The sequence below is a fragment of the Streptomyces lunaelactis genome, assembly GCF_003054555.1.
Classification (GTDB): Bacteria; Actinomycetota; Actinomycetes; order Streptomycetales; family Streptomycetaceae; genus Streptomyces; species Streptomyces lunaelactis.
The window spans coordinates 5,275,842-5,296,056 of the sequence record NZ_CP026304.1 but is presented as its reverse complement, the minus strand read 5'-3'; the positions used below and the strand labels follow the sequence as shown (position 1 = coordinate 5,296,056).

Annotated in this window: 16 protein-coding genes; 3 read left to right on the top strand and 13 right to left on the bottom strand. The window is 71.9% G+C overall.

Going from position 1 to position 20,215, the window contains the following annotated elements; all coding sequences use genetic code 11:
* Positions 1 to 131: 131 nt before the first annotated feature.
* From SLUN_RS24535 to SLUN_RS24525, 3 genes are all read right to left on the bottom strand, one after another.
* Positions 132 to 1,352 (bottom strand): NADP-dependent isocitrate dehydrogenase, encoded by a 1,221-nt coding sequence (locus SLUN_RS24535; protein ID WP_108151701.1) that lies wholly within the window; start codon positions 1,350 to 1,352, stop codon positions 132 to 134.
* A 157-nt stretch (positions 1,353 to 1,509) separates the two neighbouring features.
* A complete protein-coding gene (locus SLUN_RS24530; protein ID WP_108151698.1) occupies positions 1,510 to 2,385 on the bottom strand; it encodes a DUF3017 domain-containing protein in 876 nt (291 codons plus the stop codon).
* An 18-nt stretch (positions 2,386 to 2,403) separates the two neighbouring features.
* Positions 2,404 to 3,270 carry a bifunctional methylenetetrahydrofolate dehydrogenase/methenyltetrahydrofolate cyclohydrolase gene (locus SLUN_RS24525; protein ID WP_108151696.1) on the bottom strand — a complete coding sequence of 289 codons (867 nt, stop codon included), beginning with the start codon at positions 3,268 to 3,270 and terminating at the stop codon, positions 2,404 to 2,406.
* Positions 3,271 to 3,503: 233 nt separating this feature from the next.
* Between SLUN_RS24525 and SLUN_RS24520 the strand changes: the two genes are divergently transcribed.
* Positions 3,504 to 4,142, top strand: coding sequence for a hypothetical protein (locus SLUN_RS24520; RefSeq protein ID WP_108151694.1), 639 nt, complete (start codon positions 3,504 to 3,506; stop codon positions 4,140 to 4,142).
* A 157-nt stretch (positions 4,143 to 4,299) separates the two neighbouring features.
* Here SLUN_RS24520 and purH read toward each other — a convergent pair whose 3' ends face one another.
* Both purH and purN read right to left on the bottom strand, forming a co-directional pair.
* A complete protein-coding gene (purH, locus tag SLUN_RS24515) occupies positions 4,300 to 5,865 on the bottom strand; it encodes a bifunctional phosphoribosylaminoimidazolecarboxamide formyltransferase/IMP cyclohydrolase (protein WP_108151693.1) in 1,566 nt (521 codons plus the stop codon).
* Entirely contained in the window at positions 5,862 to 6,506 is a 645-nt protein-coding gene (gene purN / locus SLUN_RS24510; RefSeq protein WP_108151691.1) for a phosphoribosylglycinamide formyltransferase, read from the bottom strand. Before purN ends, purH begins: the two co-directional genes overlap by 4 nt.
* Positions 6,507 to 6,770: 264 nt before the next feature.
* Here purN and SLUN_RS24505 point away from each other — a divergent pair, with 264 nt between their 5' ends.
* Entirely contained in the window at positions 6,771 to 7,580 is an 810-nt protein-coding gene (locus tag SLUN_RS24505; RefSeq protein WP_108151689.1) for a hypothetical protein, read from the top strand.
* A 30-nt stretch (positions 7,581 to 7,610) separates the two neighbouring features.
* Here SLUN_RS24505 and SLUN_RS24500 read toward each other — a convergent pair whose 3' ends face one another.
* On the bottom strand, positions 7,611 to 9,239 hold the full coding sequence (locus SLUN_RS24500) for a cell division protein PerM (protein ID WP_108154915.1): 1,629 nt from the start codon (positions 9,237 to 9,239) through the stop codon (positions 7,611 to 7,613).
* Positions 9,240 to 9,364: 125 nt separating this feature from the next.
* Between SLUN_RS24500 and SLUN_RS24495 the strand changes: the two genes are divergently transcribed.
* On the top strand, positions 9,365 to 10,717 hold the full coding sequence (locus SLUN_RS24495) for a helix-turn-helix domain-containing protein (protein WP_108151687.1): 1,353 nt from the start codon (positions 9,365 to 9,367) through the stop codon (positions 10,715 to 10,717).
* A gap of 73 nt (positions 10,718 to 10,790) precedes the next feature.
* On the opposite strand, the gene sucD is transcribed toward SLUN_RS24495, so the two are convergent.
* The 7 genes from sucD to SLUN_RS24460 all read right to left on the bottom strand — a co-directional run bounded on the left by sucD (position 10,791) and on the right by SLUN_RS24460 (position 20,189).
* Positions 10,791 to 11,675, bottom strand: coding sequence for a succinate--CoA ligase subunit alpha (sucD, locus tag SLUN_RS24490; RefSeq protein ID WP_108151685.1), 885 nt, complete (start codon positions 11,673 to 11,675; stop codon positions 10,791 to 10,793).
* Positions 11,676 to 11,696: 21 nt separating this feature from the next.
* Positions 11,697 to 12,878, bottom strand: a complete 1,182-nt coding sequence (sucC, locus tag SLUN_RS24485) for an ADP-forming succinate--CoA ligase subunit beta (protein ID WP_108151683.1) — start codon at positions 12,876 to 12,878, stop codon at positions 11,697 to 11,699.
* 380 nt (positions 12,879 to 13,258) lie between these two features.
* Positions 13,259 to 14,182, bottom strand: a complete 924-nt coding sequence (locus tag SLUN_RS24480) for a hypothetical protein (RefSeq protein WP_108151681.1) — start codon at positions 14,180 to 14,182, stop codon at positions 13,259 to 13,261.
* Positions 14,183 to 14,289: 107 nt separating this feature from the next.
* Positions 14,290 to 15,141, bottom strand: coding sequence for a hypothetical protein (locus tag SLUN_RS24475; RefSeq protein WP_159100316.1), 852 nt, complete (start codon positions 15,139 to 15,141; stop codon positions 14,290 to 14,292).
* Positions 15,142 to 15,235: 94 nt separating this feature from the next.
* Positions 15,236 to 16,405 (bottom strand): VWA domain-containing protein, encoded by a 1,170-nt coding sequence (locus SLUN_RS24470; protein WP_108151676.1) that lies wholly within the window; start codon positions 16,403 to 16,405, stop codon positions 15,236 to 15,238.
* On the bottom strand, positions 16,402 to 19,080 hold the full coding sequence (locus tag SLUN_RS24465) for a DUF5682 family protein (protein WP_254710274.1): 2,679 nt from the start codon (positions 19,078 to 19,080) through the stop codon (positions 16,402 to 16,404). Before SLUN_RS24465 ends, SLUN_RS24470 begins: the two co-directional genes overlap by 4 nt.
* On the bottom strand, positions 19,077 to 20,189 hold the full coding sequence (locus SLUN_RS24460) for an ATP-binding protein (RefSeq protein ID WP_108151675.1): 1,113 nt from the start codon (positions 20,187 to 20,189) through the stop codon (positions 19,077 to 19,079). Before SLUN_RS24460 ends, SLUN_RS24465 begins: the two co-directional genes overlap by 4 nt.
* Positions 20,190 to 20,215: the final 26 nt, after the last annotated feature.

The window sequence follows — 20,215 nt, the reverse complement described above, 5'->3', positions numbered from 1 at the left end:
GCGTCCATGACTCTTGACACACGACGGCGCCCGTCCTCCCTCGGGGGAGAGGACAGGCGCCGTTGCCCTTGCTACCACTGCTGCCGCTGGTGCCGCTGGTGCCGCTGGTGAGAACGGGCGCCGGCCGGCGCTCAGGCGGACGCCATCTTCTTCTGCAGGTTGGCGTCGAGCACGTCCAGAAACTGCTCCGTGGTCAGCCACGGGGCGTCCTTGGAGATGAGCAGCGCCAGGTCCTTGGTCATCTGGCCGCCCTCGACGGTCTCGACGCAGACCTGCTCGAGCGTCTCGGCGAACCTGGTGACCTCGGGGGTGTTGTCCAGCTTGCCGCGGTGGGCGAGACCACGGGTCCAGGCGAAGATCGACGCGATCGGGTTGGTCGACGTCGCCCTGCCCTGCTGATGCCGGCGGTAGTGGCGGGTGACCGTGCCGTGCGCCGCCTCGGCCTCGACGGTCTTGCCGTCGGGGGACATCAGTACGGACGTCATCAGGCCGAGCGAACCGAAGCCCTGCGCGACGATGTCGGACTGGACGTCGCCGTCGTAGTTCTTGCAGGCCCAGACGTAGCCGCCCTCCCACTTGAGCGCCGAGGCGACCATGTCGTCGATCAGGCGGTGCTCGTAGGTGAGGCCCTTGGCGTCGAAGTCCGCCTTGAACTCGGCGTCGAAGATCTCCTGGAAGATGTCCTTGAAGCGACCGTCGTACTTCTTGAGGATCGTGTTCTTCGTCGACATGTAGACCGGGTACTCACGGGCCAGGCCGTACCGGAACGACGCGCGCGCGAAGTCGCGGATCGACGCGTCGTGGTTGTACATGCCGAGCGCGACACCGGCGCCCGGGAACTCGTGGACCTCGAGCTCGATCGGCTCGGAGCCGTCCTTCGGGGTGAAGGTCATGGTGAGGGTGCCCGGTCCGGGGACCTTCAGGTCGGTGGCGCGGTACTGGTCGCCGAAGGCGTGACGGCCGACGACGATCGGCTTGGTCCAGCCCGGGACGAGCCGCGGCACGTTCTCCATGATGATCGGCTCACGGAAGATGACGCCGCCGAGGATGTTGCGGATGGTGCCGTTCGGCGAGCGGTACATCGCCTTGAGGTTGAACTCCTCGACCCGCGCCTCGTCCGGCGTGATCGTGGCGCACTTGACGCCGACGCCGTGCTCCTTGATGGCGTTGGCGGCGTCGACGGTCACCTGGTCGTTGGTGGCGTCGCGGTGCTCCATGCCCAGGTCGAAGTACTTCAGCTCGACATCGAGGTACGGAAGGATCAGCTTGTCCTTGATGAAGGACCAGATGATGCGGGTCATCTCGTCGCCGTCGAGCTCGACGACGGGGTTGGCTACCTTGATCTTGGCCATGAGGTGGAACATCCCTCTCGCGCTTCGGCTGGGTCGGCGACGATGCCGGTGGATGCCGGTGATGGCGTGGTCGCGGACCTCCTTCGATTTATCTCGTCGTCAAGATACTCGACGTCGGGACAGTTTCGTGGGTGGACGGCGGTGGCGGTGGCCGTGGCTAACGGACGGTGAAGTGGACGGCGTCCTCGAGGAACGGGATGTCCAGCCACGGCTTCGGCTGTGTCACGAGCGCGAGCAGCACGATGAGGATGCCGAGCAGTCCGTACGTGACCATGTCGGTGAAGCGTGAGCGCACCGCGAGCATGCCGACGGAGGGCAGGACGCGGCGCATGACAGCGCCGGTGATCAGGGCGACGCCGAGGAGGATCGTGCCGACGCGGAAGGCGTCGGCGAAGGCGTCGGTGCCGACGACGATCACGCCGAGCCCGGCGAGGGCGAGCACGGTGAGCAGCGGCCACTGCCTGGCAGGCGCGGAAGCGTCCCCGGGCGCTGCACGCCCACCGCCCTCGGGCCGGGCGGTGTCGCGGGTGAGGGAGGGGGGCCGCCGGGTTGGCTTCTTGGCGGCGGTGGCGGGCTCACCGACGCCGGCCCGGGGGCGGACGGCCTCGGCGAGCACGGCAGCGGCGGCCTCGTCGGGTGCGGTGACGTGGGGTGCGGCGGTGTCCGTGGCGGCGGCGTCGGGTGCGGACGTGCCCGGCGCGTTGGGACCGGGCGCGGCAGGCGTGTCCGGACCAGGTGCCCCGGCGGCGTCCGCACCGGACGCGGCGGCGGCGGCGTCGGCCCCCGCCTGGCCGACGGTGTCCCGGCCGACGGTGTCCCGGCCGGTCGCGCCCTCGGCGGCGACCGTCGGCTCGGTCTCGTAGGCAGCGTCAGCCACGCAGGCGTCGTCGTCCGGGGTTCCGGCACCCGCGCCCGAGGCGGTCGTGCCCTCCGTGGCCGCGCCGTCCGGCCCGTCCGGGCGGGGCGTCTTCGGGTCCGCGCCCGTACCCCCGCCGGGTCCTGCGTTCGGCTCGTCGTTCGTGCGTACACCCATCGGCTCAGCCCTTCCCCGTCAGCCCGCGGCAGCGACCGCGGCGCGTTCGGCCGCTTCGACTACGTTGACCAGCAGCTGAGCGCGGGTCATCGGGCCGACGCCGCCCGGGTTCGGCGAGATCCAGCCCGCGACCTCCGCGACGCCCGGGTGGACGTCCCCGGCGACCTTGCCTTCCGCGTCACGGCTGACGCCGACGTCGAGGACCGCGGCCCCCGGCTTGACATCCTCGGGCTTGATGATGTGCTGCACGCCGGCCGCCGACACGATGATGTCGGCCTGGCGCAGGTGCATGGACAGATCACGCGTGCCGGTGTGGCACTGCGTCACCGTCGCGTTCTCGGACTTGCGGGTCAGCAGCAGCGGCAGGGATCGCCCCACGGTGATGCCCCGGCCCAGGACCACGATGTCCGCGCCCTTGATCTCGACTCCGTGGTGACGGAGCAGCTGGATGATGCCGTTCGGGGTGCACGGCAGCGGCCCCTCGATGCCCAGCACCAGCCGCCCGAGGCTCATCGGGTGCAGCCCGTCCGCGTCCTTGACCGGGTCCATCAGCTCCAGCACGCGGTTGGTGTCGATGCCCTTGGGGAGCGGGAGTTGGACGATGTAGCCCGTGCACTCGGGGTCGTCGTTGAGCTCCCGTACAACCGCCTCGATCTCCTCCTGCGTGGCGGTGTCGGGCAGTTCACGCTGGATCGAGGCGATACCGACCTGCGCGCAGTCGCGGTGCTTGCCGTTGACGTACCAGCGGCTGCCCGGGTCGTCCCCCACGAGAAGGGTTCCGAGACCGGGGGTGATGCCCCGCTCCTTGAGGGCCGCCACGCGGGCGGTCAGGTCGGTCTTGATCGCGGCTGCGGTGGCCTTGCCATCGAGAATGTGGGCGGTCATGGACCCATCCTCGCGGATGGACCCGCCCCGGTTCCAATTCGGGCCGCCGAGTGGAACGTGAGGTTGCACTCGCACAACTCCTACGGATACCGACTGGACAAAAAGTCGACGGTAATACGACGATGAGGCGCTGCAGTGCCGCGGGCAGTGCCGGGGGGCAAACCGCTGATCGTTGTGACATTCCTCCGCGCGGACCGCGTCGTCCCCGCACTTTCCAACGGAGGATCCCCGCCATGAGCTTCGGCGACCCGAACAATCCATACGGCCAGCAGCAGAGCGGTCAGCCGGGCTACGGCCAGCCGCAGGGCGGTCAGCCGGGCTACGGCCAGCCCCAGGGCCAGCCGCCCGGTTACGGCTACCCCCAGCAGCCGCCGCAGGGCGTTCCGCAGCAGGGTTACGGCTACCCGCAGCAGGGTGCACCGCAGTACCCCGGCTACCCGGGCAACAACGCCATGCCGACGAAGATGCCCGGTCTGATGACCGCGGCCCGCGTCCTGCTGTTCATCATCGGTGGTCTGCAGGTCCTCATCGGACTCATCGCGGGCATCGGCATCGCGGCCGCGTCGGACGCGGTCGACTCGGACACCGCGGACGGCCTGGCCGGTCTCGGCTTCATCCTGGTCTTCATCCTGCTCGCCTTCGCGGGTCTGGCGATCTTCCTCGGAGTGAAGTTCTCCAACGGCGGCACTGCCATTCGTGTCACCACGATCGTGTACGCCTCGCTTATGCTTGTCGGGTCCCTCTTCAACTTCGCGTCCGGCGAGTCCACCGGCGTGCCCGGCGGCATCATCAGCCTCGCCATCGGCGGCATCATCCTCGCCTCGATGGTGAACTCGCAGGCATCCGCCTGGTTCAACCGCCCGCGCTACTGAGGCACTTGACCGCGCGCACCACACACGTGCACGAAGGCCGCAACCCCGCCGGTCGGCGGGGTTGCGGCCTTCGGCCGTTCAGCGGCGCATTCACGCCCGCGTCGCGATGGCCGCGCACCCGGTGGGTGCGCGGCCCTCGGGCCATACGGCCCCGGCGTCAGTGGAAGAAGTGCCGCGTACCCGTGAAGTACATCGTCACGCCCGCCTTCTTCGCCGCCTCGATCACCAGCTCGTCCCGCACCGAACCGCCCGGCTGCACCACAGCCTTGACGCCCGCCGCGACCAGGATCTCCAGGCCGTCCGGGAACGGGAAGAACGCGTCCGACGCGGCGAACGAACCCTGCGCGCGCTCCGCGCCCGCCCGCTCGACCGCGAGCTTCGCGGAGTCGACGCGGTTGACCTGGCCCATGCCGACGCCCACGGACGCGCCGCCCTTGGCGAGCAGGATCGCGTTGGACTTGACCGCGCGACAGGCGCGCCAGGCGAAGGCGAGGTCGGCGAGCCCGTCGGCGGACAGCGCCTCGCCCGTGGCCAGCGTCCAGTTCGCGGGGTCGTCGCCCTCGGCCTGGAACGCGTCGGACTGCTGGAGCAGCGCGCCGCCCGAGACCGGCTTGAGGTCGCCGGGCTGGAGCGGGGTGCCGTCGACCTTCAGAACGCGGATGTTCTTCTTGCGGGCGAGGACCTCGAGCGCCCCGTCCTCGTACGCCGGGGCCGCGATGACCTCGGTGAAGATCTCCGCGACCTGCTCGGCCATCGCCACGCTGACCGGGCGGTTGACGGCGATGACGCCGCCGAACGCGGAGAGCGGGTCGCAGGCGTGCGCCTTGCGGTGTGCCTCGGCGACATCCGCGCCGACCGCGATGCCGCACGGGTTGGCGTGCTTGATGATCGCGACGCAGGGCGCCTCGTGCTCGAAGGAGGCGCGGCGGGCGGCCTCGGTGTCCACGTAGTTGTTGAAGGACATCTCCTTGCCGTGCAGCTGCTCGGCGTTGGCGAGTCCGCCCGGCCGGCCGTCCACGTACAGCGCGGCGGCCTGGTGCGGGTTCTCGCCGTAGCGGAGGGTGGCCTTCCGGTCCCAGGCCCCCGCGAGGAACTCGGGGAGGACCGCGCCCTCCTCGGGGGCGTACACATTGGTGAACCAGGAGGCGACGGCGACGTCGTACGCGGCGGTGTGCTGGAACGCCTCCGCGGCCAGCCGCTTGCGGGCGGCGAGGTCGAAGCCGCCCTCCTTGGCGGCGGCGAGCACGTCCGCGTACCGCGCGGGGCTGGTGACGACCGCGACGGAGGGGTGGTTCTTGGCGGCGGCGCGGACCATCGAGGGGCCGCCGATGTCGATCTGCTCGACGCACTCGTCGGGGGTGGCGCCGGAGGCGACCGTCTCCCGGAACGGGTACAGGTTCACGATCACCAGCTCGAACGGCTCCACGCCCAGCTCAGCGAGCTGCTCACGGTGCGCGTCGAGGCGCAGGTCGGCGAGGATCCCGGCGTGCACGCGCGGGTGCAGCGTCTTGACCCGCCCGTCGAGGCACTCGGGGAAGCCGGTGAGCTCCTCGACCTTGGTGACCGGCACCCCGGCAGCGGCGATCTTCGCGGCGGTCGAGCCGGTGGAGACCAGCTCCACGCCCGCCTCGTGCAGCCCACGGGCAAGGTCCTCAAGACCCGTCTTGTCATAAACACTGACCAGCGCTCGCCGGATGGCCCGCTTCGCAGCCTCAACAGTCACGGGAAAACTACCTTTCGTCCCTCAATGCGATAGCCGGTACGGGCCAGACGCCCCACGACCTCGACGAGCAGCCGTCGCTCGATTTCCTTGATGCGCTCGTGAAGAGCGTCGCCACCGTCCTCGTAGTCCTCGTCCCGGACCTCGACCACGCCCTGCGCGATGATCGGGCCGGTGTCGACGCCGTCGTCGACGAAGTGGACGGTGCACCCGGTGACCTTCGCGCCGTACGCGAGCGCGTCGCGCACTCCGTGGGCCCCGGGGAAGCTGGGCAGCAGGGCGGGATGCGTATTGACGCAGCGCCCGCCGAACCGGGCGAGGAATTCCTTCCCCACGATCTTCATAAAGCCCGCCGAGACGACGAGATCCGGTTCGTACACGGCGGTGGCCTCGGCGAGTGCGAGGTCCCACGCTTCGCGCGTCTCGTGGTCCTTGACCCTGCACACGAAGGTGGGCAGCCCGGCACGCTCCGCGCGCTCGAGCCCCGCGATCCCGTCCCGGTCGGCCCCGACGGCGACGATGCGGGCGCCGAACCCCTGCGGGTCGTCGGCGATCGCGTCGATCAGGGCCTGGAGATTCGTACCGGAGCCGGAGACCAGGACCACGAGGCGGGCCGGTCGGGCGGAGGGGGGCGGGGAGGCCACGGCGGGTCTCTTTCTCGCGTTGCTTCGGGCGGTGCTGTGCGGCGTGCGGTTTGGCTTTGTGTGGTCCTACGAACGAATCGCGCCCCCCGATACGGGGAACTCTACGAAGGGGCCGACCGTCAGCAACGATACCGGCACACAGAACGGCCCCCACGGGACGGGGGCGTGGCCGGGAGGTAGCGTCAGGGACAGGACCCGTCCCCTGACGGGCACGACGACACAAGACCCCAAGTGCGCTGGGTCTGAGGGGAAGACGTTCACCAGATGCCGGACCGACGCCGCCGTACGGACCTCCTGTTGCCGCGGGAGCGCCAGTCCACGGACGACAACAACCCCTTCGCGCCGCCGCCGGAGGGCAGGCCGGACCAGCCCTGGCAGCCGCGCCGCCCCGCGAACGACGACGGCTCCCCGGACGACTCCTCCTCCGGGTCCTCCGGCCCCGGCTCCGGGTCCTCCGATTCGCCGGACGAGGGCCGCCGCTCCGGCCACTCCGGCTGGGGCAGCCAGTGGAGCAGCCGCCAGCCGGGCCGTTCGTCGGGCGGCGGCTTCGGCGGGCGCCCCGGTGGCCAGAATGGCCAGGACAGCCAGAACAGCCAGAACGGCGGCGGCCAGAAGGGCCCCGAGGGCGGTGGTCCCGGCGGCCTGAAGTGGGACCCGACGGACCCGGCCCAGCGCCGCGCGCGGTATGCGCTGCTCTCGGGCATGTGGGCGTTCTTCTTCGCGCTGTTCGACTTCCCGGAGATCGCGCTGCTGCTGGGCGCGCTGGCCCTGTACTGGAGCATCAGCTCCCTGCGCGCGAAGCCGCAGAGCCGTCGTACGTCCGCGGCGGACGTGTCGTCCGCCACACCGCCGGCGCCGCCCGTGCCGCCGGGGAAGCCGCAGATCACGGCGGCGGTGAGCGGTCTGGTGATGGCCACCATCGCGCTGGTGATCGTGGCGGCGTCCTTCACGGCACAGCTGGTCTACCGCGAGTACTACACGTGCGTGAACGACTCCCTGACGAAGTCGGGCCAACTGGCCTGCAACGACCTGCTGCCGGAGCCGCTTCGCGGAGTGCTGGGCGTCAAGGAGTAGCCGGGAAGGGGCGTGCGTGAGGCACGCCCCTCACGGCGCCGATGACGCTCCCGGTTCCTCCCGCTCCTCCCCTGGCCCGGGCGCCTCCGCCGGCTCCGGCATCGGCATCGGCAACCGCTCCGGCTCCGGCAACGGCTCCGGCGGGAACTCAGCCATCAGCCCTCCCGACCCCTCCTTCAGCGCCGCCAGCCGCGCTTCCCGCTCACCCCACGAACCGGTCGGCAGGAAGTCGTACGCCGAAGCCGCCTCCGGCTCCGCCTCGTGCACCGAAGCCGAAGCCGAGGCCGAGGCCGATACGGAAGCCGCAGGCAGAATCGGAGCCGGAACCGGAGCCGGGACCACCGCAGCCTCCGCCCCGCCCCCACGGCCCCGCAGTCGCCACGCCCGTACCCCCACCGCCGCCGGCACCGCGATTCCCGCCGTCCACGCCAGTGCCGCCGCCCCGGCCAGCCACCACACCGGGCCGAACACCGCCAATCGCCCCGTGCCCATCGGGCCGCCCGCCGCGGCCGCGAGCAGCGCCGTCAGGAGGCCGCAGCCCGCCGCCCCCAGCAGCGCCGCCAGGGCGGTCTCGCGGCAGCCCCACGCGGCCGCCCGCTCTCCGTGCCGCGGCGCCGCCACCCGTACCGTGAACCACGCGATCACCACACCCGCCGCCACGGGCACCACCACCGCCACCCAGTTCCACCAGGTCCCCGGGCCCTCCCCAGGGACCGCCGCGAGCAGCGGGAAGTACGGCATTGCCGGATCCCCGGCCAGCGCGAGCGGCGAGGCCGTCGCGCCCGTACCGAGCGCGAAGCCGGGCCCGAGGCCGTACGCCGCGCCCCAGACCGCGGCGTTCGGCACCAGCGCAAGTCCCAGCAGCAGCACCGCGAGACGGCCCGACCACACCTCCGCCAGGTGCAGGAACGAGTCCTGCGCCGCGTCCGCGTGCCACACCAGCGACACGGCTACCAGCAGCGCGCCGCCGCCCAGCAACGCCAGCGCCCCCGCGGCCGCGGACCGGGCGGCGACAGCCAGGCGGGTGCGGGCGAGTTCCACCCGTACGCGCTCGGGCAGCCAGTGCGGCAGCGGCCCGAGCGGACGCCCGCTCGCCGTCCACACCCCGGCCGCCGCCGCGGCCACGGTCACCACGGGCAGATGGAAGAGCGCGCTCAGCGGATCCGGGGCCAGCGGACCCCCCGCCGCATAGACCATCGCCGCCCCGCCGACCAGCAGATATCCCGCGGTCACAGCCCACAGCGCACCTCGCGGGGACGGCCGCGGCCGTCCTTCGTCCGGCTCCCGGGCGTCCCGCGCGGCCCGGTGCGCCAGCAGGGCAGGCAGCGCGACGAGCAGCAGCGGTACCACCCCGATGGGCGCCGGGTCCCCGGAGAGCGTGTCGGTCCGTACGAGTTCGGTGCCGTGCGCCAGCAGCCACAGGCCCGCCGCGACGTGCAGCGCCCCGCCCGGACCACTGTCCGGATAGGGAGAGCTGATCCACATCACCATCACCACGACGGCGAGCGCACCGAGCCCGAGCCCCGCCGCGGTCGCCCCGCGCACGCAGGACGCCACCAGCGCGGCCGCCCGGCCGCCCTGCACCACGGCCGGGGCCTGCTCCGTCGAAATACCGCGAGGACTGCGATCCGGGCTGCGATCAGGGCTGTGATCGGTCATGTGGGTCACGCGGCCATGCTGCCAACGACACGCGCTTAATTCGCGTAACAGGCGAATGGCCGCTGTGTCGCTCAATATACGTTTATGTACTTTTTCGCCGAGTGCACTGCTGCGGGGAGCCCCTCATGACTCAGAGCACCGGAGGCTCCGCTTCCGGCACCCCACTGCCCTCCCCCAAAGAACGGCGCAGGCTGCGCGAGGCGAATTCACTGACCGAGGAGCAGGTCGCGACGGCGGTCGGCGTCACGCGGGCGACGCTGAGAGCCTGGGAGACCGGCCGTACGAACCCGCGGGGGCACAGGCGCGACGTGTACGCCCAGCTGCTGGCGGGCTTCGAGGCGGAACAACGCGAGGAGGCGTCCGCCACTGCCGCGGCCCCTGCCGCCGAGCCGGCACCCGCACCCCAAGCACAAGCCCCCGCACAGGCCCAGCCACACCATGCTCATACCAAACAGTCCGCGCAGTCCGCCGCGAAGACCCGGCCCAGGCCCGCCGTCAAACGCGCGGCCAAGCCACCGACGCTGCTCCCCGCACGCCACGAGCCCCAGCTGCTGGTCCCGGCGCTCGCCGGCAGTGCGACGGCCTCGGCAGAAGCCGCCGGCCCGACATCCCGGACGGCGACCGCCTCCGCCCATGCCCCCCGGCAGGAGGCGCCCCGCCCCGCCCGAGCCGACGTGCTCACCCCCGACGAGGCCTTCGACGCCCTGTACTCGTATGCCGCGCCCGCCCTCGTACGCCAGACCTTCCTGCTCACCGGCCGCCGCAAGCTCTCGTACGAATCGGTCGAGCGCGCCTTCCACCTCGCCTGGCAGCACTGGCCCGAGGTGGCCGTCGACCGGGACCCCGCCGGCTGGGTGCGCGCCGCCGCGTACGAGTACGCCATGTCCCCCTGGCACCGGCTGCGCCGGGCCCACAGCAAGCCCGACGCGCAGTCCGTGCCGGGTCCCGGCGGACGCGCGCTGCTCGACGCCCTGCTCGAACTGCCCCCGCCGTACCGCCGCACGCTGCTGCTCTACGACGGCCTCGGTCTCGACCTGCCCGAGACTGCCGCCGAGACCGAGGCGAGCACCCCGGCCACCGCGAACCGGGTGCTGCACGCACGCGCCGCCATCGCCGAGAAGCTGCCCGAGCTGGGCGAGACGGCCGTGCTGCACGATCGGCTCACGGCTCTGGCACGCGAGGGTCCTGCGCCGCCCATGACTCCCGCCCCGGCCGTACGGTCGGGCAGTGAGCGGCGCGCCCGGTTCTGGACGCGTGCGGCCATCACCGTCACCACGCTGATCGTGAGCGCCACGGCCTTCACTCTGGTCAAAGCGCCGACACGGTACGAGCCGCCGCTCGCGCCGGGCCGTCCTGTCGGCGGCGTTCCCGTGCACAGCGGACCGCAGGCGCTGACCCACCGCGACAAGCAGCTGCGCCAGCAGCTCCGTTCCCGACTGACGAACGGTCCCGAACGACTCGTCCCGCAGACCGGCTGAGCAAAGAAGCAGCCGAGCATGCGAGTGGGCCCGCACCCCCGAGGGGTGCGGGCCCAGCTGCGTACTGCGAAGGTCAGCCGGCGAGGATCGCGCGCGCCAGCTTGGCCGTCTCGGTCGGCGTCTTGCCGACCTTGACGCCCGCGGCCTCAAGGGCCTCCTTCTTCGCCTGGGCGGTGCCCAAGGAGCCGGAGACGATGGCGCCGGCGTGGCCCATGGTCTTGCCCTCGGGCGCCGTGAAGCCCGCGACGTAGCCGACGACCGGCTTGGTCACGTTCTTGGCGATGTAGTCGGCCGCACGCTCCTCGGCGTCGCCGCCGATCTCGCCGATCATCACGATCAGGTCGGTGTCGGGGTCCGCCTCGAACGCCGCGAGGGCGTCGATGTGCGTCGTACCGATGACCGGGTCGCCACCGATGCCGACGGCCGAGGAGAAGCCGATGTCACGGAGCTCGTACATCATCTGGTAGGTCAGCGTGCCGGACTTGGACACGAGACCGATGCGGCCGGGCTTGGTGATGTCGCCCGGGATGATGCCGGCGTTGGACTGGCCGGGGGTGATCAGGCCGGGGCAGTTCGGACCGATGATCCGCGTCTTGTTGCCCTTGCTGCTCGCGTACGCCCAGAAGGCGGCCGAGTCGTGGACCGCGATGCCCTCGGTGATGACGACCGCGAGAGAGATCTCCGCGTCGATCGCCTCGACGACGGCGGCCTTCGCGAAGGCCGGCGGCACGAAGAGGACGGACACGTCGGCACCCGTCTTCTCCATCGCCTCCTTGACGGAGCCGAAGACCGGGACCTCGGTGCCGTCGAAGTCGACGGACGTGCCGGCCTTGCGCGGGTTCACGCCGCCGACGATGTCGGTGCCGTCGGCGAGCATGAGCTTGGTGTGCTTCATGCCGGTGGCGCCGGTCATGCCCTGGACGATGACCTTGCTGTCCTTGGTGAGGAAGATAGCCATGGTGTTGGAGTCCCTCGTCCCTTACTTCGCAGCCGCAGCGAGCTCGGCGGCCTTGTCGGCCGCGCCGTCCATGGTGTCCACGCGCTGCACGAGCGGGTGGTTGGCGTCGGAAAGGATCTTGCGACCCAGCTCCGCGTTGTTGCCGTCGAGGCGCACGACCAGCGGCTTGTTGACGTCCTCGCCCTTGGACTTGAGGAGCGCCAGGGCCTGGACGATGCCGTTGGCGACCTCGTCACACGCGGTGATGCCACCGAAGACGTTGACGAAGACGGACTTGACGTCCGGGTCGCCGAGGATGATCTCGAGGCCGTTCGCCATGACCTCGGCGGAGGCGCCGCCACCGATGTCGAGGAAGTTGGCGGGCTTGACGTTGCCGTGGTTCTCACCGGCGTAGGCGACGACGTCGAGGGTCGACATGACCAGACCCGCGCCGTTGCCGATGATGCCGACCTCGCCGTCGAGCTTGACGTAGTTGAGGTTCTTGGCCTTGGCGGCAGCCTCGAGCGGGTTGGCTGCGGCCTTGTCCTCGAGTGCCTCGTGCTCCGGCTGGCGGAAGTCGGCGTTCTCGTCGAGCGAGACCTTGCCGTCGAGGGCGATGACACGGCCGTCGGCGACCTTGGCCAGCGGGTTGACCTCGACGAGGAGCGCGTCCTCGTCGATGAAGGTCTTCCACAGGGTCACGAGGATCTCGGCGACCTGCTCGGCGACCTCGGCCGGGAACTTCGCCTGGGCGACGATCTCGCGGGCCTTCTCGATGCTGACGCCCTCGTTGGCGTCGACCGGGACCTTCGCGAGGGCCTCGGGGTTCTCCTCCGCGACGACCTCGATCTCCACGCCGCCCTGGACGGACGCCATGGCGAGGAAGGTGCGGTTGGTGCGGTCGAGGAGGTACGAGACGTAGTACTCCTCGGCGATCTCGGGCGCGGTCTCGGCGATCATCACCTTGTGGACCGTGTGGCCCTTGATGTCCATGCCGAGGATGTCCGTCGCGCGGGCGACGGCCTCGTCCGGGGTGGCCGCCAGCTTGATGCCGCCGGCCTTGCCGCGGCCGCCGACCTTCACCTGCGCCTTGACGACCGACTTGCCACCCAGCCGCTCTGTGGCCTCGCGCGCCGTCTCAGGCGTGTCAATGACTTCACCGGCCAGCACCGGTACACCGTGCTTGGCGAAGAGGTCCCTCGCCTGGTACTCGAACAGGTCCACGCGCGTCCGTCCCTATTTCAGTGGTCTCGCGGTTCGTTTTCTGCCTGGGCGTGCCGCGAAGGGCAAACGTGACTGCGCTGTCACTGAGGGAGGCGTACACGGTGTCCGAGCACGCGGCATGTCCGTCCCGCAGGTTATCCCCGTGGGCGCTGGGTCCCTAAATCGCAGATCACAGATGGGCGGTGATACCTGTCACAGATCGCACGCGTGGCCGCGTCGGAAGTGGACACGGGCCGTGAGTCTGTTGCGTTCGGACGGTGTTGAGTCTGTTGCGTTCGGACGGTGTACGGACGGACCGGGTACGGGACCGGGCGGCCCCCACCCCAATGAGGACCGCCCGGTGATCGGCTCACGCCGGAATCAGATGCCCTGCGCCGGAATCAGATGCCGTACGACGGGTAAGCCGGCGCGTAGCTCGGGGTCACCGCGTGGGCGACGCCCTGGACACCGCCGACGGCGTTGCCCGCGAGCGGGTGCACATCGGCGGTGACGGTGCCCGTCACGTCCTGCCCGAACGGACGGACGTCGGACACCACACCGCCGGTGAAGGGCCGGACCTCGCCGACGACACCCTGCGCGAGGGTGCCCGCGCTGCCGCCGACGCCCTGCGCGACCGGGCGGACCTGGTCGACGACGGTGTCGACGAACGGCCGGACGGCGCCCTGGACGCCGCCCGCGAACGGGCCGACCTCGGAGACGACCCCACCGGCGAACGGCTGGACCTCGGACACGACACCGCCCGCGAACGGCGTCACATCGCCGACGACACCCTGCGCGAGGAAGCCGGCGTCGCCGACCGCCTGACCGGCGACGGGGAGGACCGCGTCGACGGCGGTGCCCGCGATGGGCGGCAGCACGGCGGCGGTGGTCTCGTCGACGACCGGGCCCGCGGTGCCGAGCGCACCCTGGACTCCGGCCTGAGCCTGGCCCGGCACCTGCTCCAGGTCCGGCGCGAAGGCGGAGAGCGGGCCGAAGAGGTAGTCGATCTCGCCCTGGACGCCGGCCACATCGGCCACGTTCGGGGTCGTCGGCAGGTCGTACGACGGGAGCTCACCCTGCGCGGCGCCCTTGGCCTGGGCGGTCGCCCCGGCGGCCGCGCCCTGGACGTCCTTGACCACGTCGACGTCCTTGACGGTGCCGAGGTCGACGGTCTTGACGTCCTCGACGGCGTCGGACGCCTCGTCGGGGGTGGAGAGCGGTACGGAGACGGGGAGCTCGTCGGCGGCGGCCGCGGCCGTACCGAGGGCCCACATTCCGGTGGCCGTGGCGGCGACGGCTATGGAACGGCGAATGTTCTTGTGCATGCTTGCGTCAAATCCTTCAAATTCGTTCGGCTGTCCGGAACTGTCCGGTTGGCGGGCAGACCTGTCCCGCCCCCGCGCGGCAGGTCTTGAGCGGGGAAAGGACTGCCCTAGCCGGGGAATTCGAGGATGTCGCGGGGTCGTTCGCGGATCGGCGCTTCGGCCGCCGCGGAGCCCGCTCCGGGTACGAGCGCGAAACGCGTGCCGTACGCACTCGTCGCCGCGTGCTGGTCTCCCGCACGCGGTGTGTGCGTCTCGTTGGACTGCTGCAGCGCGCCCGGCGTGGAGTCGCAGGGCTTGCCGGGGAGGGGCGCGGGCGCCGGTGTGGGCGCGGTCGTCGGCGCGTGACGCGCGACGGCACTCTGGTGGTCGACCGCACCCCCGTAGGGGCTGGACGACCAGGTCGCCGCGAGGGCGGCGGATCCACTGTCCGCCAAACCGACGCCCGTGATGGAGCTCGTGGCCGTGGGCAGGTCCGCGGGGTTGGCCACGGGCAGGTCCACGGAAGGCTGCGGAGTACCGCCCTGATCCGCGTCGCCGCCGGGAGGCGCCGGCGGTGTGGGGAGTGGTGTGGGGAGTGGTGCGGGGAGCGCGTCGATCAGGGGCCCGGTCAGCCCCTCGGCGAGCGGCCGGACATGCCGGACGGTCTCCGTGACGGGCTGGGTCACCGTACGCACGGAGTCCGCGGAGTCCCGTGCCACGCGCCGCAGTTCCTTCGCGGGCGCGGGCCGGCTCGACGGCGTAACGCTCGCGTCGGCGTCGGGGCCGGCATCCGTGCTGACTCGGGCATCGGCCGATACCGGAGGCTCCGACGACTCGGAGGCGTGCGCCTGACCGCCGTAGAGCAGACCGAGCGTCAGCAGACCCCCGAGGAACAGCACCACCTGCAGCGCACGCCGCCCGCCAGCCGCCCGGCGCAGTGCGCACAGAACGGCAGCAGAACGAGCAGCTGCGACGGTCACGGTGGGATGAGCCTTCCCGGTCGGCGGAAGCGGACCTTCCGCGGGGATCGGGACGATGCTCGCACGAGCCTCCCGGGTGGACGCAAGCCCCCTGTTACTGATGAGTCGCCATGTCCGGTATGGGCAGTGGCCTTTTCTCGATCGCGGCCGCCATGACATCCGGGAAGAGGTCCGGCGTACAGGCGAAGGCCGGTGCGCCCAGCGCCGCCAGAGCCGCCGCGTGCTCGCGGTCGTACGCGGGCGTTCCTTCGTCGGACAGTGCCAGCAGTGCGACGAACTGCACACCGGACGCCTTCATCGCCGCGACCCGCTTGAGCATTTCGTCCCGTATGCCGCCCTCGTAGAGATCGCTGATCAGTACGACGACGGTGTCGGCGGGGCGGGTGATCTGCGACTGGCAGTACGCGAGCGCCCTGTTGATGTCGGTGCCGCCGCCGAGCTGAGTGCCGAAGAGGACGTCCACCGGGTCGTCGAGCTGGTCGGTGAGGTCGACGACCGCGGTGTCGAAGACGACGAGGCGGGTGGCGATGGAGCGCATGGACGCCAGGACCGCGCCGAAGACGGAGGCGTACACGACGGAGGCCGCCATCGAACCCGACTGGTCGATGCAGAGCACCACGTCCTTCTTCACGGACTGGGACGCGCGTCCGTATCCGACGAGCCGTTCGGGCACGACCGTGTTGAACTCCGGCAGGTAGTTCTTGAGGTTGGCCCGGATGGTGCGGTCCCAGTCGATGTCCCGGTGGCGCGGCCGGTTGATCTTCGCGGACCGGTCGAGCGCCCCGGTGAGGGTGGACCTGGTGCGGGTCGCGAGCCGCTTCTCGAGATCGTCGACGACCTTGCGTACGACAGCCCTGGCCGTCTCCTTGGTCGTCTCGGGCATCGCCTTGTTGAGGGAGAGCAGGGTGCCGACGAGATGGACGTCCGCCTCGACGGCCTCCAGCATCTCCGGCTCCAGCAGCAGTGCGGACAGGCCGAGCCGGTCGATCGCGTCACGCTGCATGACCTGGACGACGGAGCTGGGGAAGTACGTACGGATGTCGCCGAGCCAGCGCGCGACGGACGGCGCGGAAGCGCCGAGCCCGGCCGAACGATTGCCGCCGCCGCGGTTGCCGGCGCCCTTGTCGGCGCCGTAGAGCGCGGTCAGGGCGCCGTCCATCGCCACGTCCGTACCGGCGAGCGCGCAGCCGGTACCTCCCCCGGACTCCCCACCGAGCACGAGCCGCCACCGCCGCAGCCGCTCGTCGTACGCGGTCTCCTTCATCGGGCCATCCCCACAAGGTCGTTGTCGTCGATACCGGGTACGTCAATTCCGGGCGCGTCAGTTCCGGGCACGCCTGTTCCGAGGAGCAGGTGCAGCACCGGCAGCACCGCGTCCGCCCGCGGCCCGTCGAGACCCGCACCGAAGCCGGGCGCCGTGGACTCGGCGTGCGCGGAACCAGCAGCCGACGCGGGTCCGCGCCGGACCAGCTCGCCCAGCGTGCGGCGCACACCCGGTTCGTACGCCGAGAAGGTGCGGCGCAGCAGCGGCAGCACGTCGGTGAACGCGTCCGCCGGCACACCGGTCAGCCAGGCGTCGACGAGTGAGAGCAGTCGCTCGTCGTGAACCAGGAGCATTCCGCCCCCGGACGCGCCGCCGACGAAGCCCTCGATCCAGGCGGCCGCTTCGGCGGGCGGGGTGCCGACCGAGAGCGCGAGGCCCATGAGCCGCGCGGCCTCGTCCTCCTCGAGGCGCCCGTCGTCCAGCAGCAGCCGGGCCGCCCGGCCGCGTATGACCCCGGGCACGGTGTCGCGGACCGCGAGCCGGTGCAGTACCGAGCCCCAACGCCCGCTCAGCTCCGGGGCCTTCGGCAGCAGCCCGATCGCGGTGTGCACCCCGTCCAGATGGCCCCGCATCCCGGCAGCGCCGTCCGCGTCGAGTCCCGTGCACGCGGGCGGCAGGCCGACGCAGATCCGCTCGGCGAGCCCGGCCGCGACCTCGCCCAGCGCGGCCGTGTCGGTCGACCGCACGTCCCCGTACCGCAGGGAGCGCGCCAGCGCGGGCAGCGCCTGGGCGAGATGGCCTACGTCCGCGTCCAGCGCGGCCCGGTCGGCCAGCGCCCTCATCACCACCGGCAGCGCGTCGGGCAGTTCGGCCAGAAGGCACTGCTCGGCGAGCGCGGTGACATCGGCGAGGGCGGTGGTCGACACGGCATTCGACTCGGCCTTCGCAGTGGCGGCGGAGAGCACCGTGGTGCCCCACACTCCGGCCTCCGCGAGCTTCACGAAGAGCTCCGGCTCCCAGCGCAGCCGCCAGCTCTCCCGGAAGGTGCCGGTGCTCCCCCGTCCCGTGACCGGCTCGCCCCAGCCGATCGAGAGCAGCCGCAGCCGGTGCAGCAGCCTGCTCTTCGCCGCGTCGGTCTCCTTGCGCAGATCCAGCTCCAGCTCCCGCTCCAGCGCCTCCGCCTTGAGGCGCAGGCCGCGCTGGAGCCGGGTCAGGTCGCGCTGCAGCGGCACGGCGGGCGCGGCGTCCGGCACCTCACCGAGCACATCCCCGACGATGAGCCGGTCCCGGACGAGGTCGAGCGGCACATCGGAGCCCTCGCACATCACGGCCCGTATCGCATCGGTCGTCTCGGTCAGCCCGGCGAGCGGCCGCCCGCGCATGGCGGCGAGCGTCTCGGCGAGCCGTACGGCCTCGATGACATGGGCGGACGAGACCAGTCGGTCCTCGTCGCGCAGCAGCCTCGCGACTTTGGTCATCCACCGCTCGATGGGCCGGTCGGGCGCGCCGAAGAGGTGCCCGTACCAACCGGGCGAGTCGATCCCGGCGCCGTAGCCGCTGTGCCGGCCGAGCCTTCGGTACGTCCAGGGCACCCAGGTCATCTCGGTCTTGACTTTGGGCAGCCCCTTGAGGAGAGCCTTGTCGGCAGCGACGGTGGTCCTCTCCTCGAGCGCGGGCAGATGCCAGGCACCGCAGACAACGGCGACGCTGTCCCCGAACTCACGCCGCGCGGCCCGCAGTTGGAGCCTCATATGGGCTTCGCGCGCGAGATCGCGTTCGTGCCCGCCGTGTCCGTAGGTCTCGCGCAGCGCGGCCATGGCTTCCCCGAGCGCCAGGAAGGCCGCCCGGGGATCGCCGCTGTCGTCCCCCGTCCCGCGGTGTTCGACGACGTCCTCCCACCACCGCTCGGGATCGTCGTACCCGGCGGTCCCGGCCAGCACGGCGATGGGATCAATCCGCAGCCCGCGCTCATCGGGCGGGCCCGGCTCCCCGCCCCCGGCCGGGGGGCCATCGGCCGGCTCCGCCGCCGTGACCGGGCCGTGGCCCGCTCGCGGGCCCGTTCCGTGCGTCGCGCCTCGAGGCACGGCATCCCACTCGGGGTCAGCCGCTCCAAGGTCAGCACCAGCAGGTGCCCGGCCCGCGACCGGCAGGGCTCCGGCGGACTCCGACCCGGGCGCGCCCGGACCCGGCACGGCGTCCCACTCGGGGTCAGCCGCTCCTGCGTCGGCACCGCCGGGTGCCCGGTCCCGGAGGGGCCCCGCCCCGGCGGGCAGGCCGGGAGCCTCCGCTGCAGGCAGACCCGCCGCCGCGGCCTCCTCCTCCGCGGCCTCCTCCGCGGCCTCCTCCGCCGCGGCCAGCGCCAGCGAATGCGCCGCCGGGAGGTCGATGAACCGCACCGGGACCCCGCGTTCCAGCGCCCAGCGGATCGCCACCCACTCCGGGGAGAACTCGGCCAGCGGCCAGAACGCCGCCCGCCCCGGGTCGTCCACCGCGTGCGCCAGCAGCGCGACCGGCGGGCGCATCTGCTCGTCCGCCGCGAGCGCCAGCAGGGCGTCCCCCTCCGGCGGTCCCTCGATCAGCACCGCCGGAGGCACGGCCGCATCCAGCGCGGCCCGCACCGCGCGTGCCGAGCCCGGACCGTGGTGGCGCACCCCGAGCAGCAGAGGGCCGGTCATACGCTCACCTCGCGGCAGGCGCGGTAGAAGTCCTTCCAGCCGTCGCGCTCGCGGACCACCGTCTCCAGGTACTCCTGCCAGATGACCCGGTCCGCCGCCGGGTCGCGCACGACCGCGCCGAGGATGCCGGCCGCCACGTCGCCGGACCGCAGCACGCCGTCCCCGAAGTGCGCGGCGAGCGCGAGACCGCCGGTGACCACGGAGATCGCCTCGGCCGTGGAGAGCGTCCCCGAGGGCGACTTGAGCTTGGTACGGCCGTCCGTCGAGACCCCGTCCCGCAGCTCCCGGAAGACGGTGACCACGCGGCGGATCTCCTCGAGCCCCTCCGGCACGGCCGGCAGATCGAGCGAGCGCCCTATCTGGTCGACGCGCCGCGACACGATGTCGACCTCGGCCTCCGGCGTCGCGGGCAGCGGCAGCACCACCGTGTTGAACCGGCGCCGCAGCGCACTGGAGAGGTCGTTGACCCCGCGGTCGCGGTCATTGGCCGTGGCGATGAGATTGAACCCGCGGACCGCCTGCACCTCCTGCCCCAACTCCGGGACGGGCAGGATCTTCTCGGACAGGATCGTGATCAACGAGTCCTGTACGTCCGCGGGGATACGGGTCAGCTCCTCGACCCTCGCGGTCATGCCCTCCGACATCGCGCGCATGACGGGGCTGGGCACCAGCGCGTCCCGGCTGGGGCCGTGGGCCAGCAGCTGCGCGTAGTTCCAGCCGTAGCGAATGGCTTCCTCCGGCGTGCCCGCGGTGCCCTGCACCAGTAGCGTGGAGTCGCCGCTGACGGCCGCGGCGAGATGCTCGGACACCCAGGTCTTGGCGGTGCCCGGCACGCCGAGGAGCAGCAGCGCCCGGTCGGTGGCGAGCGTCGTGACGGCGACCTCGACGATCCGGCGCGGCCCCACGTACTTGGGCGTGATGACGGTCCCGTCGGGCAGCGTGCCGCCGAGCAGATAGGTGGCGACGGCCCACGGCGACAACCGCCATCTGACCGGCCGCGGCCGGTCGTCGGCCGCGGCGAGCGCTTTGAGCTCCTCGGCGAAAGCATCCTCGGCGTGCGGCCGCAGAGCCTCGGCGCCGGTGGCTGTGCCGGTTTCGGACACGGTCATGGATCCCCCTCCAGATCGTTCGACCC